We start from the raw sequence: 23,030 nt of genomic DNA on the forward strand, positions 1-23,030 counted from the left end.
CGGGGTATCAACATATCTGGCGTTGACTTTTGGCACGCTGTTGAGTTCTCAAGGAACGGTCGCTTCCTTTGTACTCACCCTCTCGGGCTTTCCTCCGGGCGCTTCCCTTCGGTCTTGCGTTTCCGACTCTATCAGATCTTTTCTCGACCCGATTTCCTCGGTGCTTTCCAGGTTCCCGCTTCCGCGTTTCCCTTTCCGGCGGTTCTGACTCTATCAGATCCTTTCGGGCCCGATTCCCTGTCAGCAGGGTTTGCCTTCGCGGCTGTTGGGCCGTTCCGACGTGTCCAACCTTAGCGCGTCCCCTCGGCGATTCCAAAATCGAGGTTCTCGTCGATCTCGGGCCGTCGAGTCCCAATTCGAATTGAATTCGGGCACGCCGAAATCAACCCCGTTGGGAGCGATCTTGCTGGTGGTTGGGTGCCGCTGGTGCGGCAGAAGTGCTGTCGCAGAACCGTTACGGCTCCGCGGCAACCCGAAGAACTTTACGGATCCGGCATGGGGGTGTCAAGCGGCCCCTGTCAAGATCTTTTCGCTCGGCGTCAGTCCAGGTCGGTGAGGCGTCCGCCGGCGTCTGGCTGGGCGTCCTCGACCCGGCGCAGCAGGCGGGTGAGCACGTCGCCCAGTGCCGTGCGCTCCTGCGGGGACAGGTCCTGGAGCAGGTCCTCCTCGAAGACCGACGCCAGGCGCATCGCCTCCAGCCACTTCTCTCGCCCCTCTGGTGTCAGCTCCACGATGACTCGTACGCGGTTCGATTCGTCTCGCTCTCGGGTCACCAGAGATTCGGCAACCATGCGGTCGATCCGGTGGGTCATCGCGGCCGGCGTGAGACCGAGGCGCTTGGCGAGGTCGCTGGGGCCCAGACGGTAGGGGGCGCCCGAGAGGACGAGGGCCTTGAGGACCTCCCACTCGGCGTTGCTGATGCCGAGGGCCGCGGTCTGACGGCCGTAGGCGACGTTCATGCGGCGGTTCAGACGGGACAGGGCGGAGACGATCTGCTCCACCTGGGGGTCGAGGTCCTGGAACTCGCGCTGGTACGCGGCGATCTGCTCTTCGAGGGTCGGCTCGCTGGGGCCGGGGGTGTCGCCCATGGGCCGCAGTATGGCACGGCCGTTCTTTGCCTTGAAGTCCTTGGGTATGTACTCTTTAGCTTCGAACTTTAGTTTCGAAGTCTTCACTCCTGTTTTGTGAGAGAGGTGAACGTGACCAGGGCGATGGGCGCAGCGATGCGCCGGATCCACGTGGGTAACGCACTCAGCGCCTTCGGGCTCGGCTTCACGGTCCCGTACCTGTACGTCTATGTGGCGCAGGTGCGAGGGCTGGGAGCCATGACGGCGGGTCTCGTACTCGCCGTCTTCGCTGTGGCCGCGCTGATCGTGCTGCCGTTCGCCGGGCGGGCCATCGTCCGGCGCGGCCCGCTGCCGGTGCTGCTCACCGCCCTGGTCGCCGCCGCCGTGGGGGCGCTGAGCCTGGGAATCTCGAGCAGCGCGGCGGCCGTGCTGGTGTCGGCCTCCCTGCTCGGAGCCGGGCAGGCCGTGATGCAGCCGGCGCTGGCGACGATGATCGTGGACTGCTCGTCGGCGGAGACCCGGTCGCGTGCGTTCGCCATGCAGTTCTTCCTGCAGAACCTCGGACTCGGGGTGGGCGGTCTCATCGGTGGTCATCTGGTCGACGCGTCGAGCGCCGCCTCCTTCACCCTGCTCTTCGCGATCGAGGCGGTGATGTTCCTGCTGCTGGTCGTGGTGATGACGACCGTGCGGATGCCGCACGCGCCGAGGATCGAGGACGCGCCCGTGGCCTCGGGGCGGGGCAGCTGGAGGCAGTTGCTGGGCAACCGGGCCATGGTGCAGCTGTGTGTGCTGGGCTTCGTGCTGTTCTTCGCCTGCTACGGGCAGTTCGAGTCGGGGCTGAGCGCGTACGGGGTCGAGGCCGCCGGGATCTCGACGTCCGCGCTGGGGACGGCGCTGGCCGCCAACACGCTGGTGATCGTCGTCGCGCAGTTCGCCGTGCTGCGGTACGTGGAGCGGCGTCGGCGGTCGCGGGTGATCGCTGCTGTCGGTCTGATCTGGGCCGTGGCATGGGCGGTCGCCGGGTACGCGGGACTCGGGCACGGGAGCCAGGAGATGGCGACGGCCGCGTTCGTGTCGACGTACGCGTTGTTCGGGCTGGGTGAGGCGATGCTGTCGCCGACCGTGGCACCGCTGGTCGCCGATCTGGCGCCGGAGGGCATGGCCGGTCAGTACAACTCCGCGTTCGCCCTGGTCAAGCAGCTCGCGCTGGCCGTCGGGCCGGCCGTGGGCGGACCGCTCGGGGCCTCGCTGCACGCGCCGTACATCGTGGCGTTCCTGGTGTTCTCGCTGGGGATCACCGTCCTCGCCGTGCGGTTGGGGCGGCAGCTGACCGACGCGCAGGACCAGCCGTGGCTCGCGAAGAGCCGGGTCGTGGCGCGGGGCGGAGCGCCCGTCTCCGCTGACGTCTGACCCCCACCCCGCCTACGGCACCGGGGTGCGCGGCAGGACGAACTCGCACCACACCGCCTTGCCGCCGCCCGGTGTGCGGCGGCAGCCCCAGTTGGAGGCGATCGTGGCGACGATGGCGATGCCGCGGCCCGATTCGTCGCCCGGTTCCGCCCGGCGGCGTCTGGGGAGGTGGTCGTCGCCGTCGGTGACCTCGATGATCAGGCGGCGGTCGGTGCGGCGCAGGCGCAGGCGCATCGGCGGGGTGCCGTGCTGCAGGGAGTTGGCGACCAGTTCGCTGGTGGCCAGGACGCCCAGGTCGTGCAGGTCGGCGGGGAAGCGCCAGCTGGTCAGGACACCGGAGGCGAAGGCACGCGCGCGTGGGGCCGCTTCGACGCCGCCCAGGAGTTCCAGGGCGGCGTTGCGGAAGAGCTCGCTCTCCGGGCCGGTGCGTGCGGGGTGCTGCAGGACCAGGACGGCCACGTCGTCGTCGTGGTCGGGGGTGACGCCGGCCGAGCGGACCAGGCGGTCGCAGACGACCTGGGGGGTGCCGGTGGCGCCGGACAAGGCGCGTTCCAGGGCGGCGATGCCCTCGTCGAGGTCCGCGTCGCGGCGCTCCACCAGGCCGTCCGTGTAGAGGACGGCCGTGGAGCCGGGGCCGAGGGGGATCGAGCCAGAGGCGTGGATCCAGCCGCCGGTGCCGAGCGGGGGCCCGGTGGGTTCGTCGGCGCGCAGGACCGTGCCGCTCTCGTCGCGCACCAGGATGGGGAGGTGGCCTGCCGAGGCGTAGACCAGCTTGCCCTCGTTCGGGTCGTGGATGGCGTACGCGCACGTGGCGATCTGGTTGGCGTCGATCTCGGCGGCCAGGCCGTCGAGGAGCTGGAGGATTTCGTGCGGGGGGAGATCGAGGCGGGCGTAGGCGCGCACCGCCGTGCGGAGCTGGCCCATGACCGCGGCCGCCCGGACGCCGCGGCCCATGACGTCGCCGATGACCAGGGCCGTGCGGCCGCCGCCCAGGGTGATGACGTCGTACCAGTCCCCGCCGACCGCGGCTTCGGTTCCGCCGGGGTGGTAGGTGGCGGCAATGCGCAGGTCGTCGGGTTCTTCGAGTTCCTGGGGGAGCAGTGAGCGTTGCAGGGTGACCGCTGTTTCGCGCTGGCGGCGTTCGCTGGCGCGCAGGCGTTCGGCGGCTTCGGCGTGGTCGGTGACGTCGTTGGCGAAGACGAGGACGCCGCGGCCGTCACTGCCGCCCTTGCCGTCGCCCTGGGCGACCGGGGTGCAGGTGAAGGTGTAGGAGCGGCCGTCGGGGGCCTTGCGGGACTTGACCGTGCGCGGCTTGCCGCTGCGCTGGACCTGGTCCAGGAGGGGGAACAGGCCGAGGGCGTCCAGCTCGGGGAGGGCCTCGCGGGCGCGTTCACCCAGGGGGCGTACGCCGAAGGCGGTCGTGTAGGCGTCGTTGACGTAGGCGACGCGGTGGTCGGGGCCGTGGACCAGGGCGACGAGGGACGGGACGCGGTCGAGGACCTCGCGCACCCGCAGCTCGTCGACGGCGGGTACGGACGGTGCCTCGTCGGTCAGTTGTTCGGCGCGGGCGGCGGGTACGGAGCCTTCCCCCCGCCGGTCCGGGGAGGCCGTCTGCTCGGTCCGCGCTGCGGCGCGGCGCTGCGTTCCGGGGAGCCGGGCGCTCCAGCGCGTGAAGTTCACGAATCCTTGCCTCGTGTAGTGGTCGGCGGCCGGCACCGGAACCGGCCGGGGCCCCGGGGGCCCGCACCGGGACGTGGGGTGGCACGCCCGCGGTGGTGGACCAGTCTGGCAGGGCGCGGACCGGACCGACATCCGTCAGACGCCGGGCCGGCCGGTGGAGTTCCTGGGTTCGGTCAGGACGACCCCTTCGGGTTGTGCGGGGGGTCCTGGAAAGGCTTTCCACCGGCCGCGAGTTCGAACTCCGCCCGGGGGTGTTCGAGTGAACCCAGCGAGACGATCTCCCGTTTGAACAGGCCGCCCAGGGCCCATTCGGCAAGAACGCGCGCCTTGCGGTTGAAGGTGGGCACGCGGCTGAGGTGGTAGGCGCGGTGCATGAACCAGGCGGGGTAGCCCTTGAGCTTGCGTCCGTAGAGGTGGGCGACGCCCTTGTGCAGACCGAGGGAGGCGACCGAGCCGACGTAGGCGTGTTCGTACGTCGTCAGGGGCTCGCCGCGCAGGGTGTGCACGATGTTGTCGGCGAGGACCTTGGCCTGGCGGACGGCGTGCTGGGCGTTGGGGGCGCACTCGCGGCCCGGCTCGTCGGCGGTCACGTCGGGCACGGCGGCGGCATCTCCCGCGGCCCACGCGTGCGCGGCGCCCTCGACCGACAGTTCCGGCGTGCACGTGAGGCGTCCGCGGCCGTTGCGGGGCAGGTCGGTGGCGGCGAGCACCGGGTGGGGTTTCACGCCGGCCGTCCAGACGACCGTACGGGTCGGGAAGCGGGCGCCGTCGCTGAGGACGGCGACCCGGTCGGCGCAGGACTCGAGGCGGGTTTCGAGGCGGACGTCGATGTTGCGGCGGCGCAGTTCGGTGACGGTGTAGCGGCCCATCTCCTCGCCGACCTCGGGAAGGATGCGGTCCGAGGCCTCGACGAGGATCCACTTCATGTCCTCGGGCCGGATGTTGTGGTAGTAGCGCGCGGCGTAGCGGGCCATGTCCTCCAGTTCGCCGAGCGCCTCGACACCGGCGAAGCCGCCGCCGACGAAGACGAAGGTGAGGGCCGCGTCGCGGATCGCGGGGTCGCGGGTGGAGGAGGCGATGTCCATCTGCTCGATGACGTGGTTGCGCAGGCCGATCGCCTCCTCGACCGTCTTGAAACCGATGCCGTGGTCGGCGAGGCCGGGGACCGGCAGGGCGCGCGAGACGGAGCCGGGGGCGAGGACGAGTTCGTCGTAGGACAGCCGCTGCCCGCCCGTGCCCTCTTCCTCGGTGGCGAGGGTGGTGATGGTGGCGGTGCGTTTCGCGTGGTCGACGGCGGTGGCCTCGCCGATGACGACTCGGCACCGGTCGAGGACGCGGCGCAGCGGTACGACGACGTGGCGGGGGGAGATGGCGCCGGCGGCGGCCTCGGGGAGGAACGGCTGGTACGTCATGTACGGGTCGGGGGTGACGACCGTGATCTCCACCTCGCCCCGCTCCAGTTCCCGTTTCAGTCTGCGCTGCAGGCGCAGGGCCGTGTACATCCCGACGTAGCCACCACCGACAACGAGAATGCGCGCACGTTCCTTCACCATCCCATGACGCACCCGCCGCTTGCGTTTGTCCACAGCCTCGACGAATCGTGTGACCTGAGGCGGAGAGCGCGCGGAGTTGGCCGAATCGGCGAGCTGCGAGGGATAGGCGCAGGTCAGACGTGGTGGTGCGGGGGGCGTACGGGGGCACATTCGGGACGTATACGGCCCGTACTCCGATCGGTGGGCGCTCCGTGCGGAACCTAACCCTTCTGAATTGACCCCCTCTCAACTATGTTCGTGTGTCGACGGGGTGTAGGGGGATGTGCTCACCGGGTCCGCGACCGTCGGACCCACGGACCCGAGCCTGTTCTCCCGCCCCGGCATCGAATGGCGGGGAGTGTCTCCGGGGGGAGACGTCATTACCGGGGGAATGCATATGCATGTTCAGGATTCTCATTGGTCGTCCGCATCCGCTCTGGCAGCGGGTGGCGCGACGATGAGCGCGGCGACGGGCCACGGACGCGCGGACGCTGCGCGGACGACACCGCTGCGTGTGGACGCACAGCGCAATCTGGAGCACGTGCTGCGTGCGGCGCGCGAGGTCTTCGGCGAGCTGGGGTACGGCGCGCCTATGGAGGACGTGGCGCGGCGCGCGCGGGTCGGCGTGGGCACGGTGTACCGGCGGTTCCCGAGCAAGGACGTGCTGGTGCGCCGGATAGCCGAGGAGGAGACCTCCCGGCTGACCGACCAGGCGCGTGCGGCGCTCGGGCAGGAGGACGAGCCGTGGTCGGCGCTGTCGCGTTTCCTGCGGACGTCGGTGGCCTCCGGCGCCGGGCGGCTGCTGCCGCCGCAGGTGCTGCGGGTCTCCGTCGAGGACGGGACCGGCGGTGCGCGGGTGCCGCAGCAGCGGATGCAGCCGGGTTCGACGGAGCTGCGGCTGGTCCCGGACCAGTCGGCGGCCGTCGCCGCACCGGCGGTCGGGGCGGAGGACGACACCGGGGCGGCGGCGCTGCTCGAGGTCGTGGGCCATCTCGTGGAGCGGGCGCGTGCGGCGGGTGAGCTGCGGGCGGACGTGTCCGTGGCGGACGTGCTGCTGGTGATCGCGACGGCCGCGCCCTCGCTGCCGGACGCCGCACAGCAGGCGGCGGCGTCGGCCCGGCTGCTGGACATCCTGCTGGAGGGGTTGCGCTCGCGGCCGGCGTGAGCTGTCGGTGTGCTTTCGGGGCTCGGCGCGTGCTGTCGAGGCCAGGAGTGTGACGGGGCTCGGGGCGTGCTGTCGGGACTCGGAGCGTGTGGGGCTCGGTGGCTCGTCTTCCGGGCCCCATGCCTGTCTCCGGGGCCGGGATCGTGACGGCCGGGGCCCGGATCGTGACGGCCGGGGCCCGGATCGTGACGGCCGGGCCTGAAGCGCGTGCGTGCCCTCCACCGTCGGCGATGCCGCCGTACCGCAAGACCTCGGGAGCCCGGAGCACGACGGCCGGCCCGAAGCAGGGCGTCGGGTGCCCGGAGCGAAACGGGAGCCTTCCCTGAACGAGTGATGGACAGTACTGACGTGCGGCAGTTCCCCACGGACGAGTGATGGTCCGAACTCCGGGGTTCCGGCGAGGAGCCGCTATGGCACTCTGACCCGGTGGTCCGGACGGGTTGGGTGGCTGGCGGGGGCTTTCCGCGATGAGCGGTGACGGGCGGGACGAGTCGAGTGGGAGCGGTGGCGGCGACGCCACGACCGGCGGCCCCGTTCCGCCGCAGGTGCCGATCCAGGGCGGACGCGCGAGTCTCCCGCCCGGCGGGCCCGCCGAAGTCTCGGTCCCGGCCCAGCGCGCATGGCGCGCGGACAGCGTCCTGCCGCCACCGCGCGAGTCGCCGCCGTCCGACGCCGACCTCATCGACCGGATGCGCACGGGCGACGACACGGCGTACGAGGAGCTGTTCCGGCGCCATGCGCAGGCCGTGCGCCGGTACGCCCGGACCTGTTGCCGTGACGCCTACACCGCGGACGACCTGACCGCCGAAGTCTTCGCCCGCATGCTCCAGGCGGTCCGCGGCGGGTCCGGCCCCGCGCACGCCGTACGCGCCTATCTGCTCACCTCGGTGCGGCGCGTCGCCGCCTCCTGGACCCGGTCGGCGCGCCGGGAGCAGCTCGTCGACGACTTCGCGGCGTTCGCCGCTCAGTCCGCCCGCGGATCCGACGTGTCCGACGACGACACGCTCGAACCGGGCGCGGACGTGCGGGCGATGCGCGAGGCCGAGCAGTCCATGGCCATGCGGGCCTTCCGATCGCTGCCGGAGCGGTGGCAGGCCGTGCTCTGGCACACCGAGGTGGAGGACGAGTCCCCCAGCGAGGTCGCCACGCTCTTCGGGCTGGACGCCAACGGCACCCGCGTGCTCGCCAGCCGGGCCCGCGAGGGCCTCAAGCAGGCCTACCTCCAGGCCCATGTCAGCGCCACGCTCACCGCCGACGAGAAGTGCGCCCGCTACGCCGACCAGCTCGGCACGTACGCCCGCGGCCGGCTGCGCACGCGTGCCGAACGGGGGCTGCGCGAGCACCTGGAGGAGTGCGGGAGGTGCCGGCTGGCCGCGAGCCAGATCGCGGAAGTGGCCGGCGGTATCCCCGCCCTCGTGCCGGTCGCCGTCATCGGCTGGTTCGGTGCCGCCGGTTACGCGAAGGCGGCCGGGCTCATCGCCGGAGGCGCCGGTGCGGGAGCGGCCGGTGCGGCTTCGGCGGCGGGCGGCTCGTCCGGGGGAGCCGGGGCGTCCGGGGGCGGCGGTGGGGCGGCGTCCGAGGGGCTCGGCGCCCCGGTGAAGGCCGGTATCGCGGCCGGTGTGGTCGCCATGGGCGTCGCGGCCGCGGTGCTGCTGGCACTGGCCGGCAACGAGAAGCCGAAGGAGGAGGCCGAGTCCGCGCCTTCGCCCCCTCCGCCGACGTCGGTGGTGCGCCCCGGTGAGCCCACGCCCTCCCCGTCGCCGCGCGAACCCGCGCCGCGGCCACCGGCGTTCGTGCCCGTGGGCGCCGAGACGCCCGCGCCGGCTACGCGCTCCAGGACCAGCCCGAACCCGGCACCTTCCGCGTCCCCGACCCCGGCCCCGACGCCCACCCGGTCTCCCGCGCCGCCGAGACGGACCCCACCCCCGGCCCACGCACCCACGCCCACCCCGTCTCCACCGCCGCAACCGCCGCCCGCCCCGGCCGTCTACCAGTGGAGCGACCTGTCCTACGACGTCACCGCTGACGGCACCGAGCCGGAGATGCGGATCGGCGCGAGCAGCCGGGTCTGGAAGCGGTACGGCATGTCCGTCGGCGACCAGCGCTACACGCACGGTGTCACCGTGCACGGCCGCTCCTCCGTCACCATCGGCCTCAACCGCTCCTGCACCTCGTACGACGCGCTCGTCGGAGTCGACGACATGGCGCTGAAGCTCGGCAGGGTGTACTTCGCCGTCTACGCCGACGGGGTCCGGCTGTGGCGGTCCGGGCTGGTCGAGGGCGGTGACCCGGCCGTCCGCGTCCATGTGGATCTCACCGGCCGCAGCACCGTCCGGCTGGTGGTGGAACCGCGCAGCGCCCTCGACGACCTGGCACCGGCCGACTGGGCGGAGCCGAGGTTCACCTGCCGCTAGCGGTGTCCGAGCCGCGCATGCCTGTGGAGCCGCCCTGCGCACCGGGTGCCGCCACGACGGGGGGCTTGTCGACCAGCGCCGCGAGCAGCTCGGCGGCGGGGGGGACGCGGAGCGGTTCGTCGCAGGGGTGTACGGCGGTCATCTCCCGCGGTTCCGGTACGACGTCCTGCGCGCGGCCGAGCCGTAGCCGGGCCTCCGCCCGGGCCCGGACCGCCTCCGGCCCGATCGCCTCAAGGCGGGCGACGGCGGAACGGTCAGGGAGGTCGGCGAGGGCGCCGCAGGCACACCCCGCCCCCGGCCGGACGGGCGCTACACCCGCCGCCCACCTCCGGCCCCGGCCCCCAACGCCCCCCGCTGCGGGGCGATTCCCGCCGGTACCGCCCGTTGCCGTGCCGGCGTCCCCGTCCAGCACGTGCCTCGGCGGGACAGCAGGCGGCGCAGCCACAGTTCCATGGAGACCAGGTCGGCGAGGCCGTCCAGGGGAAGAGGCTCACCCGCTGCCGCGCTGCGCAACGCCTTGCGGACCACCCGGGCCTCGACCAGCCCCGCCTCCGCCAGCAGCGGCGTGTCGAACAGGGTGACCAACGAGTCCGCCGCCACCCGCAGGCCCGTGCGCGCAACGGCCGCCGCCGTCGCCTGGGTCGGGGCGCCCCACCCGGGCGGCAGCTCGCGGACACCGGCCCCCTCCAGCACCGTACGCAGGATCGCCGCCCGGGCCCCCGGCCGCACCCGCAGCGCCTCGGGCAGTGCCCGGGCCGCACGCACGACCTGGTTGTCGAGGAACGGCGCGTGCAGCCGCTGGAAGCGGATTTCCGCGGCCTGCTCCAGCACCCGCAGGTCCGCCGCATGCCGGGCCAGCGCCGCACGCGCGCGGAAGTCACCGGGCCGCTGCCCCGGCCCCACCAGCTCCGACCGGTGCGTCGACGCCTGGAGACGAACCGATACTTCGGCGAGCGCCTCACCAGTCAGCCAGCGCGCCGCCGGCCCGGGTCTGCCCCAGGTCAGCGCGGCGAGGGAGGCCTCCACCGCACCGCCGGTCGCGTCGAGACCGTCGTCCGACCGGGGGTCGAGGAGCCGCTCGGCGAGGAACTCCAGGCCCGCCCGGTACGGCGTCCGGGACAGCCGCCGCGCCGCCGCGTACACGCGCGCGGGGACGAACACCGACCCGTCCGCCTTGGCCAACGCCGCCACCGGCCGCACGAGATGGCGCCGCCTGCGGTCCATCAGCAGGTCGGCCAGTCGTGCGGGATGGGCGTCCAGGACCTGCCGCGCGCCGTACCCGGTGAAGTGGTCCGCGCTGCCTGCCGCCAGCCGGGCCCGGTGCCGCGCCGCCGAGACCAGGCACGGCCCGGGTTCGTCCGTCAGCGGGCCGTCCAGGTCGGCGTACGGCAGGGTCTCCTCACCGCCCGCCACGACGACGTGGTGCAGCCGCGGGTTCGCCGCGAGGGCCCCCGCCCGCTCCAGCTCGGCCTCCCGCCCTCCGACAGCGAGGTCGTTGAAGGTCACCGCCAGCAGCCGCTCGCCCGCGCCCGTGCCGTGCCCCAGCACGGTGCCCGGCATCCCGGGCAGCCCCGCGGCGAGCAGCGCCAGTGCCCCCGAGGCCGGGCCGCCGGACAGATCCGCCCCGATCCCCGGAACCGGCATCCCGCGCGCGGCACGCCGCTCGGCGGGACCCATGCCGGGCACGGGCCCGGGGTCTATGTCCGCCCCGGGGACGTGCCGCGGCGCGGACAACCGCGTGCGTACGGCCTCCACGAGGGCGTCGCGCACTCCGTCGACCGCGCTGTCGGGATCGGCCGGAGGGGCCGCCACCGCCAGCGAGGCGACCGGCTCGTACCCGGCGATCTCCCGAGCCCCGGCGCGCAGGATGAGGGCATGCCCCGGCGGAATGCGCTTCACGCCGTCGTACGGCGTGGAGTCGTGCAGCGCGGCGGGCACGTCGGGGGCGGCCAGCAGCGCGGCGAGATGCCCGAAGTCGAGGTTGGCCTCGATGAGGTCGGCCAGCGGCAGCGCGGCCGTGGCGTACGCCGTCCCGCCGGCCCAGGGCGTGTGGAACACCGGCCGCGCGCCCGCCAGGTCACCGCAGACGGTGACCCGCCTGCCGACCTGAACGATCGCGGTGTAGCTGCCCGGCCAGGCGGTCAGATGCCGAAGTGCCCCGCCGCGCGCGGCGAACAGAGCGACCCGGAGTTGCTCGTCGGTGGCGCCGCAGATACCGAGCACGGCGATCCGGGTCCGGTCGTCGGCCTTCACGACCCGGACCTCGTCGGGGCGCCAGTCGCCGACCGCCCACAGCGGATCCGGGTCGCCCCACAGGAGTTGGGACCCCACCGGGTGCAGAGTCTCGCCGTCGTTCCCGGTGGCCCCCGCCGATCCGGAAGCGACGGCTCCCGCGGCGGTGCTGCTCCATCCCACCAACCACCGCATCGCCGCCTCCACAGGCTGTGGACAACCAGTGCACCGTACGAACCGGTTCACCATGCTGCCATGAAGGAAGCGCTCCAGAGGGTGCCCGCGCCGCTTGCGCTCCGCCGAATGCGCCCCGGCGGAGCCGCCCCCGCGGTGGGGAACACCCCGAACACCCGCGCGCCACACGCGAGTCGGGTGAAAGGGTGAGCGGAGAAGAGGGTGACGCAGGCGGAAGCGAAGAAGAGTCCGGCCAAGACGCAAGACACGTCGGCGACATGTCTGCGGTACGACTGCGACGCGAATGCGCCCCCGATACGCGCCCCAATCGCGCCCGACACGCCCTCAAGTACCGTGGTCGGAGCCCTGATGCCCCTCGACCGGCGGGGTCGATTTTCAGCCAAATCGCCGTCGGGTGGGCAGCATCGAACACTCTCCGTACAGGCCTCGAGCCCTGTCACCCGGTCGCGCAGTCCGGGAGACGGAGCACGCCTCCCGGACCGTTCCGCCGCCCGCGGGGATGAAGGCGGCGGTGTCCCCCAGCCCACTGGATCCAGTACAGCGGGCCGACCCACGCGAAAACCATGGAATCGCTCCCGTGATGGCCGGAGAAGAGCGCACGGCCGGGCGCACGGCCACACAGTGGGAGCACGTCGCAACTGCCCGTATCTGAACCGCACTTCAGTACGGACCACAATCCCGCCAACCGGAAGAATGCCCCTTAACGCTTGGGATGCGGCGAACTACGCTGGGTTTACGAATGCCGCACGGTTATGCCAGCGCGGCAGCCGTCTGTGTCGAGGGGTGACGCATGTCCAGGGAGCAACGCGGGCCGAACGAAAAACTCGGCGCCGTTCTCGCCCTCGCGGGAATCAGCAACGCAGGCCTCGCGCGGCGCGTCAACGATCTTGGCGCCCAGCGAGGACTGACGCTTCGCTATGACAAGACGTCGGTGGCGCGCTGGGTGTCGAAGGGCATGGTGCCGCAGGGTGCGGCGCCGCACCTCATCGCCGCCGCCATCGGCCAGAAGCTCGGCCGTCCGGTGCCGTTGCACGAGATCGGCCTGGCGGACGCGGACCCCGCGCCCGAGGTCGGTCTCGCCTTTCCGCGCGATGTCGGCCAGGCGGTGAAGTCCGCGACCGAGCTGTACCGCCTCGACCTCGCCGGCCGCCGCGCCGGGTCTGGCGGCATCTGGCAGTCGCTGGCCGGATCGTTCGCAGTGAGCGCATACGCAACGCCGGCCTCGCGATGGCTGATAACCCCGGCCGACAGTTCGGTGGCGCGGGACGTGGGCCCCGGTGAGGGATCCGGCGCGCCGCTCAAAGTCGGCCACAGCGATGTGCAGAAGCTGCGGGAGGCCGCCGAGGACGCGCGACGCTGGGACTCCAAGTACGGCGGCGGCGACTGGCGTTCGTCGATGGTTCCCGAGTGCTTGAGGGTGGAGGCCGCCCCTCTGCTGCTCGGCTCCTACTCCGACGAGGTCGGCCGGGCGTTGTTCGGCGCCTCCGCCGAACTCACCCGCCTCGCAGGCTGGATGGCCTTCGACACCGGCCAGCAGGAAGCGGCCCAGCGCTACTACATCCAGGCCCTGCGCCTGGCCCGAGCGGCGGCGGACGTCCCCCTCGGGGGCTACGTCCTGGCCTCCATGTCCCTCCAGGCCACCTACCGCGGCTTCGGCGACGAGGGCGTGGACCTCGCGCAGGCCGCCCTGGAACGCAACCGCGGCCTCGCCACGGCCCGCACCATGAGCTTCTTCCGCCTCGTCGAGGCACGTGCCCACGCCCGCGCGGGTGACGCCCAGGCGGCCGGCGGCGCCCTGAAGGCTGCCGAGAGCTGGCTGGAGCGGGCCCGCCCCGGCGACCACGACCCGAGCTGGCTCGGCTTCTACTCCTACGACCGTTTCTGCGCCGACGCGGCCGAGTGCTACCGCGACCTCAAGGCACCCCGCCAGGTCCGCCGCTTCACCGAGCAGGCCCTGTCGAAGCCGACGGAGGAGTTCGTCCGCTCGCACGGCCTGCGCCTGGTCGTCTCCGCGGTCGCCGAACTGGAGTCGGGGAACCTGGACGCGGCGTGCGAGCAGGGGGTCCGGGCCGTGGAGGTCGCGGGGCGCATCTCGTCCGCCCGCACGACGGAGTACGTGAAGGATCTTCTGCACCGGCTGGAGCCGTACGGCGACGAACCGCGGGTGGTGGAGCTTCGTGAGCGTGCACGGCCGCTGCTGATGACTCCCGCGTGAGCGTCCGCCGAGTTGCGGTGATCCTGAGTCCCGGTTGATCTACGGCTGACCACGGCCGTCGGGTGCGATGCCCGTCCCGGCGTTTGAACGCGCTGTCAGTGGCGCAGTGCACTATCGGTAGTGGGAGGTGGTGCTCGTGCGGCCCGCATACGACTGTGACGTACTGGTGATCGGCGGCGGGATCGTCGGTCTGTCCACGGCGTACGCGATCACACGCGCCGCACCGGGCACACGTGTCACCGTCCTGGAGAAGGAACCGGGCCCGGCCCGCCACCAGACCGGTCGCAACAGCGGCGTCATCCACAGCGGCATCTACTACCGCCCCGGCTCCCTCAAGGCGCGCTACGCGGTGCGGGGCGCGGCCGAGATGGTCAAGTTCTGCTCCGAGTACGGCATCCCGCACGCGGTCACCGGCAAGCTGATCGTCGCGACCGACCGCGCGGAGCTGCCCCGCCTGCACGCACTCGTGCAGCGCGGCCGGGAGAACGGCATTCCGGTCCGGGAACTGGGCGGGCCCCAGATCGCCCGGTACGAGCCGGAGGTGCGGGGCCTCGCCGCGATACACGTCGGCACGACCGGCATCTGCGACTTCGTCGCGGTAGCACGTCAGCTGGCGCACGGCTCGGGGGCGGAGATCCGCTACGGCACGAGGGTCGTCCGCGTCGACCGCCGCCCCGAGCGGGGTGTCGCGGTACTCACGGCCGCGGGGGACGTCGTACGCGGGCGGGTCCTCGTGAACTGCGCGGGTCTGCAGTGCGACGAGATCGCGCGACTGACCGGGGACGACCCGGACATGCGGATCGTGCCGTTCCGGGGCGAGTACTACGAGCTGGCGCGGCCGGAGCTGGTGCGCGGACTGGTCTACCCCGTCCCCGATCCGGCGTTCCCCTTCCTCGGGGTGCATCTCACACGCGGGATCGACGGCGGAGTCCACATCGGGCCCAACGCCGTGCCGGCGCTTGCTCGCGAGGGGTACGGGTGGGGCACGGTCCGGTTGCGCGAGCTGGGATCCACCCTGACCTGGCCCGGCTCGTGGCGGATCGCGCGCCGGCACTGGCGCTACGGGGCCGGGGAGCTGCGCCGGTCGCTGTCCAAGGGGGCGTTCACGGAGGCGGTGCGCAAGTTGCTGCCCGGGGTGTCCGAGGACGACCTGGTCCCGACGGCGGCGGGCGTGCGAGCACAGGCGGTCCTGCGAGACGGCACGCTGGTGGACGACTTCCTGATCCGCGAGGGCGCCCGCACGGTGCACGTCCTCAACGCACCGTCCCCTGCGGCTACGGCGTCGTTGCCGATCGGGCGCGAGGTGGCACGGAGGGCGTTGAGCGCACTGTGAGCGCACGGCGGCAGGCGCAAGCGCGCACCCCCACCGGACCGGGCACAGGCCGCCCCAAGCCCGCCACCCCGTAAAATCGGCCTCACTGTGTCTGACTCCGCGAACACCCCCGAAACCCCGCACCCCGACACCCCCGGCGCCTCCGACCGGCCCACCCGGGTCGAGGGAGAGCCGCGCTTTCCCGACGGGCCGAAGGCCGATCCCGCCGGGTCGCACTTCGAGCGGCGGATCCGGAGTTTCCAACCGCGGCGGAGCCGGGTGACCGCCGGCCAGGCGGACGCCCTGCAGCGTCTGTGGCCCAAGTGGGGCCTCGACATCGACGGCCGGGCCCTCGACCTCCCCGACCTGTTCGGCAACGACAACCCCGTCGTCCTGGAGATCGGCTTCGGCATGGGCGAGGCCACCGCCCAGATGGCCGCCGCCGACCCCGCCACCAACATCCTCGCGGTCGACGTCCACACCCCCGGCCAGGGCAACCTGCTCAATCTCGCCGACCGCAACGGCCTGTCCAACCTCCGCGTGGGCAACGGCGACGCGATCATCCTGCTCCGCGAGATGCTCGCCCCGGACTCCCTCGACGGCCTCCGCGTCTACTTCCCCGACCCCTGGCCCAAGAAGCGGCACCACAAGCGCAGGCTCATCCAGCCCGACTTCCTGACCCTGGCCGCCACCCGCCTCAGGCCCGGGGCGCTCGTGCACTGCGCCACCGACTGGGAACCGTACGCCGAACAGATGCTCGACGTACTCACGGCACACCCCGACTTCGAGAACACGCAGGCGGACGGCGGTTTCGCGCCGCGTCCCGACTTCCGGCCCCTGACCCGTTTCGAGGGCCAGGGACTGGACAAGGGACATGTCGTGAACGACCTGCTCTTCCGGCGCGTACAACACGCGGACCAACCCCCCACCGGCGCCTGACCGCACCCGGCACATCCCCCGCCCGCGGACAGCGCCACCCCGTCGTTAGGGTCAACGCCTTGGCCACCTGCCCCACACACCCCTATCCCAGCGGTCCCCCTGACGGCACCCCCGTCGGCGGCTCGCTGCGGCACGCACACTGGTGGCAGCGGCCCTGGGTGCGTTACGGCGCCCCCACCACGCTCCTCGCGATCTCCGGCCTGGTCATCCTCGCCCTGGTCCGCGAAGAGACCGGCACGGAAGGGTTCCTGGTCGGGCTGGGCCTGGCCGTCCTCCCGGTCCCCCTGCTCATAGCCTCGTTCCGCTGGCTGGACCGGGTCGAACCGGGCCCCTGGCGGAACCTGCTGTTCTGCTTCGCCTGGGGGGCCTGCGCGGCGGCGTTGATCGCGATCGTCGCCAACAGCTTCGCGACGCGATGGATAGCGACGGCGACCGCGGACCCGTCCAGCGCGGACACGCTCGGCGCGACGGTGATAGCCCCCGTGGTCGAGGAGTCGGCCAAGGCGGCAGCCGTCCTGCTGGTCTTCCTCTTCCGCCGCCGCGACTTCACCGGCATCGTCGACGGAGTCGTCATAGCCGGCGTCACGGCCACCGGCTTCGCGTTCACGGAGAACATCCTCTACCTGGGCACCGCCTTCGGCACCGACCAGCTCACCGGCCACACCGGAATCGCCTCCGTCACGGCGGCGACCTTCTTCGTGCGCATCGTCATGTCGCCGTTCGCGCACCCGCTGTTCACCGTCCTCACCGGCATCGGCTTCGGCATCTCCGCGCTCTCGGCGGACCGCCAGCGCATCCGCCGCGTGGTGTTCCCACTGTCCGGACTCCTGCTCGCGATGGGCATGCACGCGATGTGGAACGGCTCGTCGGCCTTCGGCGAGTACGGCTTTTTCGCCGTGTACGCGGCGTTCATGGTGCCCATCTTCGGGCTGCTGACGTGGCTGGTGATCTGGACCCGGCAACGGGAGCTGAGGACCGTACGGGAGGAGCTGCCCGCGTACGCCGTGGCCGGTTGGCTGACCCCGGCGGAGCCGTACGCGCTGGGCTCGATGCGGGCCCGTCGGATAGCCCGCCAGTACGCACGCCGTCACGCGGGGAAGGCGGCGGCACGGGAGGTGGCCCGGTACGAGGCGTACGCGACGTCCCTCGCGTTCCTCCGGCACCGGGCCCGCCGCGGCCGCGCCGGGGCCGACTTCGCCGTACGGGAGCGCGAACTGCTCCACGCACTGTGGCGGCGCCGGGAGGCGGCCCGCCCCGCGCTGGACCACGCGGCGCGGATCACGGCCCCTCCGGTCCCGGTGACGGCCCCGCCCTGGCCGGTGTACGGGGTGTACGGGTACGGCCATCGGCCGACGCCGTACCCCGCGTACAACCCCTACCGGTCGTAGCCCCGAGAAGCCCGGCCCGTAAGCCCGACCCGAACAACGACCGGGACCCCGAGCCCCCAGACCTCAGGCCCTCATGCCCTCAGGCCGAAGCCGCCGTAAGACGCCCGACCTCTGCCTCCGTCAAGGTCAGCTCCCCGACCCCCACCAGCGCGGGCAACTGCTCCACCGTCCGCGCGGAGGCGATCGGCGCCGCCACGGTCGGCTGGGCGGCGAGCCAGGCCAGTGCCACCGTCGCCACGGGGACGTCATGCGCCTCGGCGATCTCGTCGAGCGCGCCGAGCACCCGCCGCCCCCGCTCGGTCTCCAGGTGCTTGGCCGCGCCCCCGGCCCGCACGCTCTCGACGGTCGTACCGGGCCGGTACTTGCCGGTGAGAAAGCCGGACGCGAGCGCGTAGTACGGAACGGCCGCGAGGCCGCTCCGCTCGGCGAGGTCCTGGAGTTCGCCCTCGTAGGTGTCGCGGGACACCAGGTTGTAGTGGGGTTGGAGGGCCACGTACCGGGCGAGCCCCTCACGGTCGGAGAACTCCAGGGACGCCCGCAGCCGCTCCGCGGAGATGTTGGAGGCGGCGATGTGGCGCACCTTGCCGGCCTTCACGAGTGCGTCGAGGGCACCGATGATCTCCTCGACCGGCACGTCGGGCTGGTCGAAGTGGGTGTAGTAGAGGTCGATGTAGTCGGTGCGCAGGCGCCGCAGGGAGGCGTCGGCGGCGGCCTCGATGTTCGCGGCGGACAGCCCCCGGAACTCGGGGTGCTGGCTGACCTTCGTGGCGACGACGACCTCGGAGCGGTTGCCGCGCGCTTCGAGCCACGTGCCGAGCAGGGTCTCGGACTCGCCGCCCCGGTTGCCGTCGGCCCAGGCCGAGTAGACGTCGGCGGTGTCGACGAAGTTGCCACCGGCGGCGGTGTACGCGTCGAGGACGGCGAAGGACTGCGCTTCGTCGGCGGTCCAGCCGAAGACGTTGCCGCCGAGGGCGAGCGGGAAGACCTCGAGGTCGGAAGAGCCGAGCTTGCGAAGAGACGTCATACCGTGCGTCAACGAACGTGAGGGAATGCCTCATTCCGCAGCGGACGCAAAGCTCCCGCAAACCCCTTTGGACACACCCGAGTACGGAAACCGGCGGCCCTGACGTCGGGGGGCGTCGTCAGGGCCGCCGGTGCTCCGACGGGCGGTGTCCGCTTACGGGTTCAGGCCCTTGCCCTGCAGCCACGCCCTCGGGTCGATGCCGCTCGAGGATCCACCGGAGTGGACTTCGAGGTGGAGGTGGGCCCCGGTGACGTTGCCGGTGGCGCCCACGCGGCCGATGACGTCACCGGTGCTGACCTTCTGGCCGACGCTGACGCCGATGGACGACTGGTGCGCGTACCAGATCTCCGTGCCGTCATCGAGGGTGAGGACGGTCTTGTAGCCGTACGAGCCGTTCCAGCCGGCCTCGGTGATGGTGCCGCTGTGCACCGCCTTGATCGGCGTGCCGGTGGGAGCGGCGAAGTCGAGGCCGGTGTGGTAGCCGGAGGACCAGTAGGCGCCGGCCTGACCGAAGGACGAGGTGATGGTGTAGGAGGAGGTCGGCAGCGTGTACTGCTTGGCGAGGGCGGCGAGCCGCTCGGCCTCGGCCTTCTTCCTGGCCTCCTCCTCCGCCTTCTTCTTGGCTTCGGCGGCCTTGGCCTTGGCCTCCTTCTCCGCCTTGGCCACAGCTTCCTGGGCCGCCTTCTCGGCGGCGGCCGCGGCTTGCTGCGCGGCCTTGCTCTCCACCTGGTCCTGCTGGTGCTCGACCTGGGCCATGATCCGGGCGCGCAGCGCCTCGCCCGCGCCGTCGGCTCCCTGGTCGGTCTCCGCGGCGGCGGTGCCGAGGCTGCTGAGCGGGGTGGCGGAGCCTTGGGGGGTGTCGTCGTCCGAGATGAGGGAACCCACCGAGGGAAGGTCCGGGACGGAGATCGACACCGGCGGCTTGCCGGTCTGGGCGCTGGCCATACCGCCCGCGCCCACGGCGGCGATGACGCCGACGCCGAGGACGGTGGAGCTGCGGGCGAGTCCTCCGCCGCGCTGCTTGGTGACACGATGCCGGCCACGGACGGGGCGGATGGACTCCGCGGTGGGGTTCCACTCCTGGAACGGGCCCTCGTCGGTGCGCTGACGGCCGTAGCCGAACGTCTCGGTGTCGCGCTGGTCCGTCGCGAACGGGGCCTCGGGGGCAGGCCGGTTGGACGCCACGTGGGCGTACTCCTTTCCTTCCTTCTCGCCTACCGGGTTAGCTGACGGGTTCGGAGCAGGAAGGTCTCCTACGCGCGTATACCGACCGTGCTTCCACGGCGGCATCCGCTCGATTCACCCCAAGTGGTGGTTCCCCGGTTCCCTTTCGGGATTCGGCGCGTGCGCACGGAGCCGCCTTCTGTGACGGCTGGGACGACCGCGCTGCGTTATCGAACGTTAATAGACGGACGGTGGGTATTCCAGCGCTTCCGCTTGATCATTAACCTTTTTCGTGCGGACTTACCTGCCACGACCGTAGTAAATCGGGCGAGTTGACCGCCTCGCAAGTGACTCATGAGTTTTGATGGTTCGTCAGTTGTTATGCGGAGCGGGGCGATTCGCTCACTGGCCGTAACGACGCGTCCGGGCACGGGAATGCACCGAGGGCCGGAACCCTTTCGGATTCCGGCCCTCGGCCTTCAGTAGCGGGGACAGGATTTGAACCTGCGACCTCTGGGTTATGAGCCCAGCGAGCTACCGAGCTGCTCCACCCCGCGTCGTTGTGACTCCAGTGTACGCCATCCGCGGGACAGCTCGTGCACACCGGCTCCTCGGCCGCCCGGGTCGCCCGCGCGACGAGGTCTCCCACGCGGTGAACAGCCCGTCGGCGCCGGGGTCCGGTCAGTGCAGCAGGTGCCGGTTCGGCGCCTTGGCCCGCTCCTCCTGCTCCGGCAGGACGACGACCTCGGCTCCCCCGGCGGCCAGGACACCGCTGCCGTCGGCCCCGGCCACGAAGGTGTCCGGCTCACGCCAGGCCGTGACGACGCGTCGTACGCCCGCGTCGAGGATCAGCCGGGCGCAGGGTGCGGGACGGGAGGCGCGGCGGGCGCAGGGCTCCAGGCTGCTGTAGACGGTCGCGCCGGTGAGCCTCGGGTCGGCCGGGTCGAGCTTGGCCAGGGCCGCCTCCTCGGCGTGCACGACCGGATCGCCGCCCTCGCGGGAGTGGCCGCGGGCCAGTTCGGTGCCGTCGGCCGCGACCACCACCGCACCCACGCTGAACGCCGTGTCCGACGGCGGACACCGCTCCGCCAGTGCGCAGGCGACGGCCAGCCAGTGGTGGTCGGCGGCGACCGGGAGCGGTCCGGTGCCCGGGGCGGTCGGTTCGTAGCGCATGAGGACGACGTCCTCGATCCGCCGCGTCTCCAGCAGCCGGAGCCGGCCGGACTGGTAGCCGCCGGGTCCGAAGAGGCGGGGCGCCCCGGGGTCGCCCACGAACAGCGGGGCGAGGACCAGCTGGAGTTCGTCGGCGAGGCCCTGAGTGAGGAGCTGGGTGTGGATCAGGCCGCCGCCCTCGACCATGAGCCGCCGTACGCCCCGCACGTCGTGCAGGTGGGTGAGGAGCCGGCGCCAGTCGAGGTCGGGGCCGAGGGGGACGATGTCGGTGGCGAGGCCGAGGGCACGGGCGCGTTCGGCGCCCTCGTCGGTCGTGTAGAGGACCGTCTCGCCGCCGGTGTGCCAGAACCGGGCGTCCGGGTCGAGGTCGCCGGAGCCGCTGACGGTGACCTTGAGGGGGTACTCGGGCTTGCCGGCGGTCGTGCGGGCGGCGCGCCGCTCGGCGGAGTTGACCAGGAGCTGGGGGTTGTCGGCGCGGAGGGTGCCGGCGCCGACCAGGATCGCGTCGACGGACGCCCGGACCTCGTCGACCCGGTCGAAGTCGGCGGGGCCGGACAGGAGCAGGCGTTCGGGTCCGGTGTCGTCCAGGTAGCCGTCGAGGGAGACGGCGGCGGACAGCAGGACGTACGGGTGGGGCATCGACGCTCCGCGGCTGGTCGGGACGGCGGGACTGGGCAGGGCTTGGTTCAAGTTTGAAACAAACCTACACTGGCGGCATGACGACTCGCTGGCTCACCCTCGAGGAGCAACGCGCCTGGCGCGCGTACATCGCCGCCTCACTGCTCCTGGAGGACGCGATCGACCGGCAGCTCCAGCAGGACGCCGGCATGCCGCACCTGTACTACTCCATCCTGTCCGTCCTCTCCGAGTCTCCGGAACGGCGGCTGCGCATGACCGATCTCGCCGAGCGGCTGAAGATCACGCGCAGCCGGCTGACGTACGCGGTGACGCGACTGGAGAAGGACGGCATGCTGCGGCGCGAGGCCTGCCGGTATGACAAGCGGGGCAGTGTCGCGGCGCTGACCGACGAGGGGTTCGCCGTGCTGGAGCGGGCGGCACCGGGACATGTCGAAACCGTGCGGAGCTTCGTGTTCGACCGGCTCAGCGAGGAGCAGGTGGTGCAGCTGGAGGCGATCTCCGCTGCGATCGCTCAGGGACTCGAGGAGGACGGGGAGCGGCCGGCGTCGGACGACGTGCCGTGGCGGCGGAGGTCCTCGTCCGCCTGTTCGTGACGCGCGCCACAAGGCACCGCGTCCTCATTGCTTCAAATTTCAAGCAAGAGTAGGGTTCCGATCGTGGATCTGCTTCAAATCTGAAGCACATCTGAGAAGTACGGCTGTGCAGCCGAACAGGAAACGGAACCCGGAGGCCCCGCATGCCCGACACCCCCGCAGTCCTCGCCACCCCGCGCTCCCGCGTCCGGGTCCCGCTGCGCTTCCACGACGGCTACCAGGCCGACGCCGAGCTCGTCACCTTCCACGGCCTGGCCGACGGCCAGGAGCACGTGGCCGTCGTCCTGGGTGAGCCGGGCCCCGTCCCGCTGGTGCGGCTGCACTCCGAGTGCCTGACCGGGGACGTGTTCGGCTCGGCCCGCTGCGACTGCGGTCCGCAGCTGCGCGAGGCGGTCGAGCGCATCGCCGAGCGCGGCGGCGTACTCCTCTACCTCCGCCAGGAGGGCCGCGGCATCGGCCTCTACAACAAGCTCGACGCGTACGCCCTCCAGGACGAGGGCCTCGACACGTACGAGGCCAACGCGGCCCTGGGACTGCCCGAGGACGCCCGCGACTACACGGCGGCGGCCCAGATGCTGCGGGCCCTGGGCATCGGCGAACTGGACCTGCTCTCCAACAACCCCGACAAGGCGGGTCAGTTGCGGGAGCTGGGCGTCGGCGTCCGCGACCGCGTCCCCACCGGGGTCTTCACCACCGCGCACAACGTCCGCTACCTGCGCGCCAAGGTCCTCCAGACCCAGCACACGCTGCCGCTCGCCGCGCTGACGGAACTCAGCGCCGGCTGAGCCGCCCACGGTCCGGCCGGGTTCTGAACGGGGTTGCTTGCCTCTCGGCTCATCGGGTACCGCCTTTGAAAGAGGGCGACCTCCGCAGTACCCGGAGCTTATG

At 72.1% G+C, this 23,030-nt stretch carries 17 protein-coding genes, 1 tRNA gene and 1 riboswitch; of the genes, 9 read left to right on the forward strand and 9 right to left on the reverse strand.

Translation table 11 applies throughout. The annotated features are described in order from the left end of the window. Positions 1–539: 539 nt before the first annotated feature. Positions 540–1,088: a MarR family winged helix-turn-helix transcriptional regulator gene (locus tag ACWD1U_RS06610; protein WP_451105052.1), complete on the reverse strand. Its 549-nt coding sequence runs from the start codon at positions 1,086–1,088 to the stop codon at positions 540–542. Positions 1,089–1,211: 123 nt separating this feature from the next. On the opposite strand from ACWD1U_RS06610, the gene ACWD1U_RS06615 reads away from it, so the two are divergent. Next, positions 1,212–2,477: an MFS transporter gene (locus tag ACWD1U_RS06615; RefSeq protein ID WP_451105767.1), complete on the forward strand. Its 1,266-nt coding sequence runs from the start codon at positions 1,212–1,214 to the stop codon at positions 2,475–2,477. Between the two features lie 12 nt (positions 2,478–2,489). Here the strand turns inward: ACWD1U_RS06615 and ACWD1U_RS06620 are convergent, their stop codons facing one another. Continuing rightward, the gene (locus tag ACWD1U_RS06620; RefSeq protein WP_451105053.1) at positions 2,490–4,157 is read right to left on the reverse strand and encodes an ATP-binding SpoIIE family protein phosphatase; all 1,668 of its coding nucleotides are present in this window, start codon (positions 4,155–4,157) and stop codon (positions 2,490–2,492) included. A gap of 173 nt (positions 4,158–4,330) precedes the next feature. Next, positions 4,331–5,710 (reverse strand): NAD(P)/FAD-dependent oxidoreductase, encoded by a 1,380-nt coding sequence (locus tag ACWD1U_RS06625; protein WP_451105055.1) that lies wholly within the window; start codon positions 5,708–5,710, stop codon positions 4,331–4,333. Between the two features lie 376 nt (positions 5,711–6,086). Here ACWD1U_RS06625 and ACWD1U_RS06630 point away from each other — a divergent pair, with 376 nt between their 5' ends. Beyond that, positions 6,087–6,854 (forward strand): TetR/AcrR family transcriptional regulator, encoded by a 768-nt coding sequence (locus tag ACWD1U_RS06630; protein WP_451105057.1) that lies wholly within the window; start codon positions 6,087–6,089, stop codon positions 6,852–6,854. Positions 6,855–7,321: 467 nt separating this feature from the next. After that, positions 7,322–9,268 carry a sigma-70 family RNA polymerase sigma factor gene (locus ACWD1U_RS06635; RefSeq protein WP_451105059.1) on the forward strand — a complete coding sequence of 649 codons (1,947 nt, stop codon included), beginning with the start codon at positions 7,322–7,324 and terminating at the stop codon, positions 9,266–9,268. On the opposite strand, the gene ACWD1U_RS06640 is transcribed toward ACWD1U_RS06635, so the two are convergent. Then, complete coding sequence (locus ACWD1U_RS06640; protein WP_451105060.1) at positions 9,255–9,680, reverse strand: BTAD domain-containing putative transcriptional regulator; 426 nt, start codon at positions 9,678–9,680, stop codon at positions 9,255–9,257. The two genes, ACWD1U_RS06635 and ACWD1U_RS06640, sit on opposite strands and share 14 nt — an antisense overlap. Then, a complete protein-coding gene (locus tag ACWD1U_RS06645; protein WP_451105061.1) occupies positions 9,578–11,695 on the reverse strand; it encodes an asparagine synthase-related protein in 2,118 nt (705 codons plus the stop codon). Before ACWD1U_RS06645 ends, ACWD1U_RS06640 begins: the two co-directional genes overlap by 103 nt. Positions 11,696–12,485: 790 nt before the next feature. Here ACWD1U_RS06645 and ACWD1U_RS06650 point away from each other — a divergent pair. From ACWD1U_RS06650 to ACWD1U_RS06665, 4 genes are all read left to right on the forward strand, one after another. Next, the gene (locus ACWD1U_RS06650) at positions 12,486–13,910 is read left to right on the forward strand and encodes an MFS transporter (protein WP_425952295.1); all 1,425 of its coding nucleotides are present in this window, start codon (positions 12,486–12,488) and stop codon (positions 13,908–13,910) included. Between the two features lie 136 nt (positions 13,911–14,046). Beyond that, positions 14,047–15,243: an L-2-hydroxyglutarate oxidase gene (gene lhgO, locus ACWD1U_RS06655; protein ID WP_451105063.1), complete on the forward strand. Its 1,197-nt coding sequence runs from the start codon at positions 14,047–14,049 to the stop codon at positions 15,241–15,243. 87 nt (positions 15,244–15,330) lie between these two features. After that, positions 15,331–16,161, forward strand: coding sequence for a tRNA (guanosine(46)-N7)-methyltransferase TrmB (trmB, locus tag ACWD1U_RS06660; RefSeq protein ID WP_451105065.1), 831 nt, complete (start codon positions 15,331–15,333; stop codon positions 16,159–16,161). A gap of 59 nt (positions 16,162–16,220) precedes the next feature. Continuing rightward, positions 16,221–17,549 carry a PrsW family intramembrane metalloprotease gene (locus tag ACWD1U_RS06665; RefSeq protein WP_451105067.1) on the forward strand — a complete coding sequence of 443 codons (1,329 nt, stop codon included), beginning with the start codon at positions 16,221–16,223 and terminating at the stop codon, positions 17,547–17,549. Between the two features lie 79 nt (positions 17,550–17,628). Here ACWD1U_RS06665 and ACWD1U_RS06670 read toward each other — a convergent pair whose 3' ends face one another. From ACWD1U_RS06670 to ACWD1U_RS06685, 4 genes are all read right to left on the reverse strand, one after another. Then, positions 17,629–18,573 carry an aldo/keto reductase gene (locus ACWD1U_RS06670; RefSeq protein ID WP_451105069.1) on the reverse strand — a complete coding sequence of 315 codons (945 nt, stop codon included), beginning with the start codon at positions 18,571–18,573 and terminating at the stop codon, positions 17,629–17,631. Positions 18,574–18,726: 153 nt separating this feature from the next. Continuing rightward, positions 18,727–19,758, reverse strand: coding sequence for a M23 family metallopeptidase (locus ACWD1U_RS06675; protein ID WP_451105070.1), 1,032 nt, complete (start codon positions 19,756–19,758; stop codon positions 18,727–18,729). Between the two features lie 11 nt (positions 19,759–19,769). Continuing rightward, a riboswitch (cyclic di-AMP (ydaO/yuaA leader) is annotated at positions 19,770–19,926 on the reverse strand. A 294-nt stretch (positions 19,927–20,220) separates the two neighbouring features. Next, positions 20,221–20,294 (reverse strand) — tRNA-Met (locus ACWD1U_RS06680). Positions 20,295–20,418: 124 nt separating this feature from the next. After that, positions 20,419–21,549, reverse strand: a complete 1,131-nt coding sequence (locus tag ACWD1U_RS06685; RefSeq protein WP_451105072.1) for a dihydrofolate reductase family protein — start codon at positions 21,547–21,549, stop codon at positions 20,419–20,421. A 77-nt stretch (positions 21,550–21,626) separates the two neighbouring features. On the opposite strand from ACWD1U_RS06685, the gene ACWD1U_RS06690 reads away from it, so the two are divergent. Continuing rightward, entirely contained in the window at positions 21,627–22,142 is a 516-nt protein-coding gene (locus ACWD1U_RS06690; protein ID WP_451105074.1) for a MarR family winged helix-turn-helix transcriptional regulator, read from the forward strand. A gap of 143 nt (positions 22,143–22,285) precedes the next feature. Then, complete coding sequence (locus ACWD1U_RS06695) at positions 22,286–22,927, forward strand: GTP cyclohydrolase II (protein WP_451105076.1); 642 nt, start codon at positions 22,286–22,288, stop codon at positions 22,925–22,927. Positions 22,928–23,030: the final 103 nt, after the last annotated feature.

It is taken from the genome of Streptomyces sp. NPDC002788, assembly GCF_053592115.1.

Bases quoted from the DNA above. Each gene is read 5' to 3' on its own strand.
- ACWD1U_RS06610 (WP_451105052.1), bottom strand. From the start codon at position 1,088: ATGGGCGACACCCCCGGCCCCAGCGAGCCGACCCTCGAAGAGCAGATC.
- ACWD1U_RS06615 (WP_451105767.1), top strand. From the start codon at position 1,212: ATGGGCGCAGCGATGCGCCGGATCCACGTGGGTAACGCACTCAGCGCC.
- ACWD1U_RS06625 (WP_451105055.1), bottom strand. From the start codon at position 5,710: ATGGTGAAGGAACGTGCGCGCATTCTCGTTGTCGGTGGTGGCTACGTC.
- ACWD1U_RS06630 (WP_451105057.1), top strand. From the start codon at position 6,087: ATGCATGTTCAGGATTCTCATTGGTCGTCCGCATCCGCTCTGGCAGCG.
- ACWD1U_RS06635 (WP_451105059.1), top strand. From the start codon at position 7,322: ATGAGCGGTGACGGGCGGGACGAGTCGAGTGGGAGCGGTGGCGGCGAC.
- ACWD1U_RS06645 (WP_451105061.1), bottom strand. From the start codon at position 11,695: ATGCGGTGGTTGGTGGGATGGAGCAGCACCGCCGCGGGAGCCGTCGCT.
- ACWD1U_RS06650 (WP_425952295.1), top strand. From the start codon at position 12,486: ATGTCCAGGGAGCAACGCGGGCCGAACGAAAAACTCGGCGCCGTTCTC.
- ACWD1U_RS06670 (WP_451105069.1), bottom strand. From the start codon at position 18,573: ATGACGTCTCTTCGCAAGCTCGGCTCTTCCGACCTCGAGGTCTTCCCG.
- ACWD1U_RS06685 (WP_451105072.1), bottom strand. From the start codon at position 21,549: ATGCCCCACCCGTACGTCCTGCTGTCCGCCGCCGTCTCCCTCGACGGC.
- ACWD1U_RS06690 (WP_451105074.1), top strand. From the start codon at position 21,627: ATGACGACTCGCTGGCTCACCCTCGAGGAGCAACGCGCCTGGCGCGCG.
- ACWD1U_RS06695 (WP_451105076.1), top strand. From the start codon at position 22,286: ATGCCCGACACCCCCGCAGTCCTCGCCACCCCGCGCTCCCGCGTCCGG.